Source organism: Mesorhizobium sp. M7D.F.Ca.US.004.03.1.1 (assembly GCF_003998635.1).
Classification (GTDB): Bacteria; Pseudomonadota; Alphaproteobacteria; order Rhizobiales; family Rhizobiaceae; genus Mesorhizobium; species Mesorhizobium loti.
The window spans coordinates 1-7,612 of sequence record NZ_RZQG01000222.1 but is presented as its reverse complement, the minus strand read 5'-3'; the positions used below and the strand labels follow the sequence as shown (position 1 = coordinate 7,612).

Here is a 7,612-nt window from a genome sequence, read left to right as displayed (position 1 = left end):
TTTTGGGTTTGAGGATCGCCGACGCTTCCGTCATGCCATTTTGCCCTCGGGCGAACACAAACATTCCGACGATTATGGTGGCTGAGAAATTGGCCGACACAACCTTGAGAGACGGCAGACGGAGCTAGGCCAGGCGGCATGTACATTCTGCCGGAGCGCTGCCGCAATGTGGTGTTCACCGAGCCGCTTGCTAAGTTCACCGAAGCCCTGCTCATGCCGAATGGCAATCCCAAAAGACCAGCACTCCTTTGACGATATTCGTGATAAGGGCCTAACGCTGGTCACCACCGCCGGTTCCGACACGGTCACGACCGCCAAAGACGCGGGCATTCCGGAGGATCGTGTCATGCAGGTCGCCGGCCAGGCCGAATTCTTGCAGGCAGTGAAGGTCGGCCGCGCGGCGGCGGGGTCGCTAAACTACTTCACGGTAAGGAGCTCGCTGACAAGGTCGACAGCGTTGAAATGGCAGATCCGTTCACCCCGCCGGCTGGGAAGGCCGGCTACCCAAGTCTCGCCTTCCTGCCCAATCAGCAGGCGGTCGATGCCTTCAACGAGGTATTGAATACTTATATCGGCTCCGACCAAATGATGCAGTCGGTCAAAATACGGCTACACCAAAATCAATCTGCCGGACGGCACCAAGACCGGCGACCTGTGCAAGGGTTGAAATCTTGCGGGGAATGCCACCCATGCACCTAAAAGGCTCCCGGCCGCAGTGGCTGGGCGACGACAGAGCAAAGTGACAAGACGCGAGGCTCCGGGGTGCCGATTTCCGGTATTCAGACGAGATAGTTCGGCAACGTGGCATGTGAGGCTGCTACGCTCAGGAGTGAGCAATGGCAGTCCATCTCGCATGTCGCAATGCCGACCTGATGCCCCTCCTTTTGCCGAGGAACCGATGATCACCAAGCATCGCGTATCGGTTGATGGTGTCGAGACATCGTACTGCGAGAACGGAGCTGGTAGGCCGATTGTTTTCCTGCAGGGGGCGGGCTTCCGTGCAGAGGCTAAGAGTTCCTTTGTTCGGCAGCTGAACGGGCTATCCGATCAATTTACGGTAGTAGCGATTGATCAACTCCATTTTGGGGGAACGGATTATCCTGCTGACTGCAAATACATTAACCGGCTCGGTCGTGTGAATCATGTAATTAGCTTCCTCCAACAACTGGGTTTGAAGCAGATCACGCTAGTCGGCCATTCAGAAGGATCATTCGTCGACGCGCGGGTCGCGATCGTGCGTCCCGATCTTGTTTCTAAGCTTGTCCTGCTGACCGCTAACTCCGTGTCGCCGGCGTTCGGAGATGACCGTGACGAAGCTTGGCTGGAGGCCTGCCGGCAGGCTTACGGCTGTTCCGGCCCGATGCCGAGCGAAGAGGAATACATCACCGCACGGCGGAAAAGCTGCCGCGCCCACGGGCAGGATGTGGAATGCGCCGAGCGAGAAGCCTATCGGCGGGCCGCGGCTCGGGGACAATGGGAGATCTGGCAGAGATTGCCGGAAGACGAGACAAACCTGCATCGTTATCCACTGCTGCAGCAGAAGTATATCTTCCCCTACCTTGATCAGCTTCAGGCCCAGACGTTGATCATCTGGTCCAAGAACGACCCTACCGCGACGCCGGAGCAAGGGATCAACCTGGCGAAGCTGATCAGGAATTCAGATTTCCATCTGCTCAATAATGCCGGCGATTCCGTCCAGGTTGATCCGGAGCGAAGCCGTGAACAGACTCATCCGTCAATGGCACGAATGATCAACTGTGACGGGAACAATGCTCGGGCCAGCGTCTCCGAGGCGAATCTCTCAGCGGCGTGTCGCATACGACGAACTTGTGCCCTGCCATGGCAACAAGGGCATAGCCCAGGCGGTGGCGCCCATCCAACCGGGCAGGGCAGGAGTCATGCAAGACGTGGTGTGCCTCAGTTGGCCATACCACAGCTCGCGATTGTTCACTTCCAACGAACCACGGGGATGACGGAAATGTGCGTATGCACCCAAAAATCACCGAATTTCTGCGAATAACTTGCATTTCTCGCACAAAGCACCACAGCTGCGCTGCTACGCTCACGAAGCATGCACAAGTGGCGTAGCAAAGGATCGACTGGAGGAATCTATACCTAAGTGGGGACCCTGCAGCTCACACGATGATGGGAACCGCCGGACTACAAGCTCAACAAATGATGCAATGGTCTTTTCCCGAGGCATATCGGGAGACCATCGGCGATGCGAAAACGGAGGACTAACCAGTGGTCAAGTGGAAACTCGACGAATGCTTTAAGGCTGCAATCTTGAAGAGGATTGCCGCGCTCGGCCTGGCGGCGATGACAATCTCGTCCTTTGCCGGTTCGGCCTCGGCGGAGTCGCTGCTCGATAAGATTAAGAACGGAGAAACGATCCGTCTTGGCTTCACCAATGAGCCTCCCAGTGCCTATCCTGGTGCGAACAACGAGCCGCTTGGCCTGGTCAATGTGATGACACTGGACGTTCTGAGAAAGATGGGAACGACCAAAATCGAGCCGGTCGTAACCGATTGGGGTTCCCTTGTCCCGGGCCTCCAGGCTGGTCGCTTTGACATCATCACGGGCGGCATGTGGATTAAGCCGGAGCGGTGCCGCAACGTCCTGTTCAGCGAACCGATCGCATCGAGCAATGATTCGATGATCGTGCCGAAGGGCAATCCGGAAGCGCTGCATTCCCTCCATGACGCTCAGAAGAAGGGGCTTACCCTGGCCATCATGACGGGTACCACCGCAGTCGAGCAGGCGAAGAAATTAGGTTTCCCTGACGACAAGGTTATGCAGGTCGCCGGACCGCCCGAGGTCGTACAGGCTGTAAAGGCCGGCCGCGCCGCTGCCGGCTCGCTCTATAGTCTGAACGCGACGACTCTTGCCGAGCAGGATCCCAGCATTGAGGTGGCTGACCCGTATACCCCGCCGGGACCGAATGAACATCCCGCCATAGCCTTCCCGCTCAGCGAACAGGCTGCGGTAGACGCGTTCAATGCTGTGTTGAAAGACTATATTGGCTCTGACGAAATGATGGCCGCGGTCGGCAAATATGGTTACACCAAACGCGATCTCCCGGATGGCAGCAAGACCGCTGATCTTTGCAAGGGCTGAAGCTATGCGTCTGACCGCTCCCCGGCCCTTGGCCGGTAGGCGGTCAGTGGGGAGGGCATATGAGTAAGGTCGATCTCAGCTTTATCTTTGCCGTGCTCACCAAGGGCGTCATGACTACGGTCATCGTCACTCTTGGCGCCTGCGTCGTAGCGATCGTCCTTGGGCTTTTCGTGGGCCTGACCCGAGTCTCTCCCCGTCGGCAGTTGCGCTGGTTCAGTATCGCCTACATCGAATTCTTCCGCGGGACGTCCATGCTGGTTCAGCTCTACTGGTGGTTCTTTGTATTGCCGATTTTCGGTATTTTCCTGTCGCCGTGGACTGTCGGAATTTTGGGGATCGGAATGAATGCCTCTGGCTACGCAGCCGAGTATGTCCGCGCCGCCATTCAGGCCGTTGATAGGGGCCAGTATGAGGCATCTACAGCGCTCAATTTTTCGCGGCTCACCATGATGCGGCGTATTATCCTCCCACAGGCAATGCGCGCCATGCTGCCGACCTGGGGTAACATGCTCATCGATGTGCTTAAGGGTAGCTCGCTCGTCTTCTTCATCACCATTCCCGAATTTACTAGCGCCGCCAAGCAGGCGGCCGACGCAACTGGCGATTATATGCTGTTCTTTGCGGTTGCACTATTCGGTTATTACATCATCGCGCGCGCCCTCATCACTCCTTTCGTGCGCTGGCTGGAACGCCGCGTCTCGCGCGGTTTCGTTCGGGAGCAGGTGGCTTGAAGATCTGGGATTGGTCTTACGTATGGGAGGCTTTCCCATATCTCTATCAGGGAGCGATCGTCACCATTGAGGCTACGCTGCTCGGGTTTGCGATCGCGCTGATATTGGGTCTTGTCTTCGCGATGATTCGCCAGTCGCCAAACCGCTACGTCTCGACCACCATGGCGGAGATCGTGGAGTTTATCCGTTCAACGCCCTTGCTGCTGCAGTTGTTCTTTGTCTATTTCGTTGGTCCGCAGATCGGAATCTTCATTCCTGCCTGGACGGCGGGAGTTGGCGTGCTGGGGATCCACTATGCAGCCTATTGTTCCGAAGTCTTCCGCGGCGGCATCGAGAATGTGGATGGCGGCCAGTGGGAGGCCTGTACGGCACTAAACCTTTCGCGAACGCGGACCTGGCGAACAATCATTCTGCCGCAGGCGATCCCGCCCATGGTGCCAGCTCTGGGCAATTACTTCATCGGCATGTTCAAGGACACGCCGGTCCTGGCGGCAATCTCGATCTTCGAGATGCTGCAGCAGGCGAAAAATTTCGGGGGCAATAACTATCGATACATAGAAGCGATCACTATGTGCGGCTTCTTCTACTACGTGTTCAGCTTGGTTGCTTCCGCTATCGTGCAGTCGGTCCGCGTCTGGCTCAACCGCCGCTACCATCTGCAATAGGGAGGCCTTATACTATGAGCGAATTTGTGCTTCGCTTCGAGGACGATCTCACGAAGCGCCCTAGGGCATCAGCCAGGCGGGACGAGCTTGACCTCGATATCAGGCGCAGCGAAAAAGTCATGAACGAACCCATAGTTCGCTTCGAGAACGTCACAAAGCGCTACGGCGCGTTGACGGTGCTGGACGAACTCAATCTCGAGATCGCACGCAACGAGAAGGTGTCCATCATTGGTCCGTCCGGCTCGGGCAAGACCACCGTTCTGCGCATGCTGATGACGCTTGAGCACATCAACGGGGGGGTGATATGGGTCGACGGTGAACCGTTGACGCATACGCAGAAGAACGGCCAAATAGTGCCGGCGAGCGAGCGTCATCTCCGTCGCGTGCGTGCCAAGATCGGTATGGTGTTCCAGCACTTTAACCTGTTCCCGCATATGACTGCTCTGCAGAACTGCATGGAGGCGCCGATCTCCGTCCTTGGGCTCTCGAAGAAGGAGGCGGAGGCCCGAGCGGCAGAGCTGCTCGACTTGGTGGGCCTCGGCGACAAGAAGAACCATTTCCCGATCCAGCTTTCCGGGGGCCAGAAGCAACGCGTGGCGATCGCTCGGGCGTTGGCCATGCGGCCCAAGGTGATGCTGTTTGACGAGGTGACATCAGCGCTTGACCCGGAACTGGTTGGAGAGGTGCTCAACGTCATCCGCAAGCTCAGCGCCGAACATGACCTCACAATGCTGATGGTCACGCACCAGATGGGCTTTGCCAAGGAGTTCTCCGATCGCGTGTGCTTCTTTTCTGGCGGTAAGATTGTCGAGCAAGGCCCGCCCAGCCAGCTTTTAGGCAATCCGCAAAACGAGCGAACGCAGCAGTTTCTCAATGCGGTGCTGGAGACGAGGTGAGTTGCGGGTTGTGCCGCTAGTTGAGTTATCCCGTGGGTGGCTTCCGGGCAGGAACTGGTCCGTTCGGAGCAGGCTGCCCTGCGACGAACCTACGCGCGGTTTTTCAGGGCCGGGTTGATGTCGAGGTTACTGCCCCAGTTCATTCAGGACTGCATAACTAGGATCGTCCGGTCCAAGCCCCAGATTGGTCGAGTTAGGTAAATAGCGCTGCCCGTTCGGCAGTTGCGAGCTTGAAGATCTGATGTGCGTTCAATCTGCCATTCAGGGCATCTGGGCTCTGGAAAGTGCCCTAACACGATTGTCTGACGGCGGACGCAAACCCGGTATCCTACAGGCCCGGGGAGGGTCGCACAAGCGTTCTGCGGTTTCCCAGTTTTTACGGCTTTCATGCGAATGCACCAAAACAATGCCGACTTACTGCGCCTGGAAAGGCATGTTTCTCTGAAACAGCCGTTTCGACGCTGTTAAATTCGTGCATTCAGAGAGAACCTGTATCGCGCAGGTGATGGGCATTTGCTGCCGAAATCACCATCTTAGCTGCTTCCAGAAGAAGGATGCTTCCGTGACAACTCAACAAAGGGCCCTCGGAATTATTGGGCTGGAGATCGGACTTCCGCCTCGTGAATTTCCGCCACCGCAACCGGAGTCGGTCTTCAACCCGGCAACTTTCGACTTCCCAATTATAATAGAGACCGCGGCCGGGGCTTTGGAGGAGAGGGTCATTCCCGGTGATGCTTCTCTCGAGCCGGCCTACATTGCAGCTGCCAGGCGGTTGGTCGAGCGCGGAGCAGTCGCGATAACCGGGGACTGCGGGTTCAGTATCCGGTACCAGGCTGCAGTGGCCGCGTCTGTCGAAGTCCCGGTGGCCATGTCGAGCCTGCTACTGGCGCCCACGCTACTCCGGCAGCTTCCAGCTGACGCAAAGCTCGCCGTTGTGGCCGCAGACTCAAGACACTGCGGCAAAGAGCTGCTGGGCATAGATTCATCCGCAGAGGCAAGAGTAGTCATCGGCGGCATTGAAGGTGACGCGTGGCCGGCTGGTGTTGTTGAAATGGAGTCGGAGGTTGCAGCCTGTGTCGCGCGACTTGGCGCCGCACATCCGGGGATTGCCGCCCTCCTATTTGAATGTACATTGTTCCCGATGGTGACGTCAGCAATCCGTCGTAGGACAGGACTGCCCATCTATGACGCCGCGACCCTTTATCGGATGACATTCGCGTCCGTGGCTTGACCGCTTGGAGGCCACTATCCCAAAATATGAGCTCATGTCTGGTATGAGTTGCGGCTCGTTATTGTAACACACGTCCGCATCTTGTCGAATACTCTGTCGAGACTGGATCCTCGATTTCCGAGGTCAGGACGCGGTGCCTGAGATGCAGGTTGGATTTTTGGAACTCGTGCTGGTCGACCGTGATCCAGACGCTAAGCGGCGACCGACTTCGGCCGGAGTTGAAGCAGGGCGATCAAGGGCCACAAAAATCACTTCAGCCACCTGAGCAGGAGGGAGAAGTTGTATCCGGCGGCGGCCAGGACGGCGTTGAGGGCGTCGCCCTGCTGGCCGGCGAGGTAGTTGCGGCCCATGCGGTGTTCGTTCTTGATGTGGCCGATATGACGCTTGCCAGCGTGTGGCCGTCATAGGGATTGCCGGGCAGCGCTTTTGCATGCAGGGCGAACTGGCCGCCCTTGGAGCGCTTCAGCGTGGTGGCCACCGACACCTTCACACCGAACTCGTAGGGCATATGCGCCTTGCCCTTGCCAATGCATTCCACCTCGTGCGCGTGCAGGCTGTAGATCTTGCGGCCGCGCTGGCGCTGGCGTTGCTAGAGAACGGTGGCGGCCTGGTAGAACGGCCATTTGAAGAGCGCGTCCAGCCCCGCATCGCCGGCGATCTGGCGAGAAATGTCGCGAATGGTCCGGCCGAGATAGGTCTTGAGCCTGCGCAGCGCCTTGTTGGCCCGCTTGAACTGCTTGGCGTGGGCATAGCGCTGGTGGCTGATCAGCGCCAGCTGATAGCTCTGGCGCAAATGGAGCTCCTTCCCTCTTGGCCAGCCGCACCAGCCGTTCGCGCGCCCGGTTGATGAGCTTGGCGTCGGTCGGGAACATGACGTTCTTCGGCTGCACGGTTGTGTCGACGATCACCTGGCGCGTGTCGGCCGGCTTCATCGCCCCGGTCTTGACCGCAAGGCTGAGGCTCTCCTGCAAC

7 protein-coding genes and 1 pseudogene are annotated in these 7,612 nt (G+C 58.0%); 7 read left to right on the top strand and 1 reads right to left on the bottom strand.

Translation table 11 applies throughout. From position 1 onward, the window contains the following. The 7 genes from EN935_RS14830 to EN935_RS41435 all read left to right on the top strand — a co-directional run. The coding region (locus EN935_RS14830) for a GMC oxidoreductase (protein WP_144289770.1) at positions 1–128 on the top strand (128 nt) is incomplete at its 5' end. Positions 129–898: 770 nt separating this feature from the next. Then, complete coding sequence (locus EN935_RS14820) at positions 899–2,020, top strand: alpha/beta hydrolase (RefSeq protein ID WP_063169347.1); 1,122 nt, start codon at positions 899–901, stop codon at positions 2,018–2,020. Between the two features lie 224 nt (positions 2,021–2,244). Further along, complete coding sequence (gene ehuB, locus EN935_RS14815) at positions 2,245–3,117, top strand: ectoine/hydroxyectoine ABC transporter substrate-binding protein EhuB (protein WP_082826582.1); 873 nt, start codon at positions 2,245–2,247, stop codon at positions 3,115–3,117. Positions 3,118–3,176: 59 nt separating this feature from the next. Further along, complete coding sequence (gene ehuC / locus EN935_RS14810) at positions 3,177–3,848, top strand: ectoine/hydroxyectoine ABC transporter permease subunit EhuC (RefSeq protein ID WP_063169346.1); 672 nt, start codon at positions 3,177–3,179, stop codon at positions 3,846–3,848. After that, positions 3,845–4,513: an ectoine/hydroxyectoine ABC transporter permease subunit EhuD gene (gene ehuD, locus EN935_RS14805; RefSeq protein ID WP_063169345.1), complete on the top strand. Its 669-nt coding sequence runs from the start codon at positions 3,845–3,847 to the stop codon at positions 4,511–4,513. The genes ehuC and ehuD overlap by 4 nt, the downstream gene beginning before the upstream one ends. A gap of 119 nt (positions 4,514–4,632) precedes the next feature. Further along, positions 4,633–5,409, top strand: coding sequence for an ectoine/hydroxyectoine ABC transporter ATP-binding protein EhuA (gene ehuA, locus EN935_RS14800; protein WP_063170381.1), 777 nt, complete (start codon positions 4,633–4,635; stop codon positions 5,407–5,409). A 562-nt stretch (positions 5,410–5,971) separates the two neighbouring features. Beyond that, positions 5,972–6,640 (top strand): hypothetical protein, encoded by a 669-nt coding sequence (locus EN935_RS41435; RefSeq protein ID WP_176477193.1) that lies wholly within the window; start codon positions 5,972–5,974, stop codon positions 6,638–6,640. 248 nt (positions 6,641–6,888) lie between these two features. Here the strand turns inward: EN935_RS41435 and EN935_RS14790 are convergent. Continuing rightward, positions 6,889–7,612 (bottom strand): annotated as a pseudogene (locus tag EN935_RS14790) (IS5/IS1182 family transposase); the annotation flags it as partial.

What these genes read in the sequence shown, in the direction of transcription:
- EN935_RS14820 (WP_063169347.1), top strand. Translation starts at nt 899, where the DNA reads ATGATCACCAAGCATCGCGTATCGGTTGATGGTGTCGAGACATCGTAC.
- ehuC (WP_063169346.1), top strand. Translation starts at nt 3,177, where the DNA reads ATGAGTAAGGTCGATCTCAGCTTTATCTTTGCCGTGCTCACCAAGGGC.
- ehuA (WP_063170381.1), top strand. Translation starts at nt 4,633, where the DNA reads ATGAACGAACCCATAGTTCGCTTCGAGAACGTCACAAAGCGCTACGGC.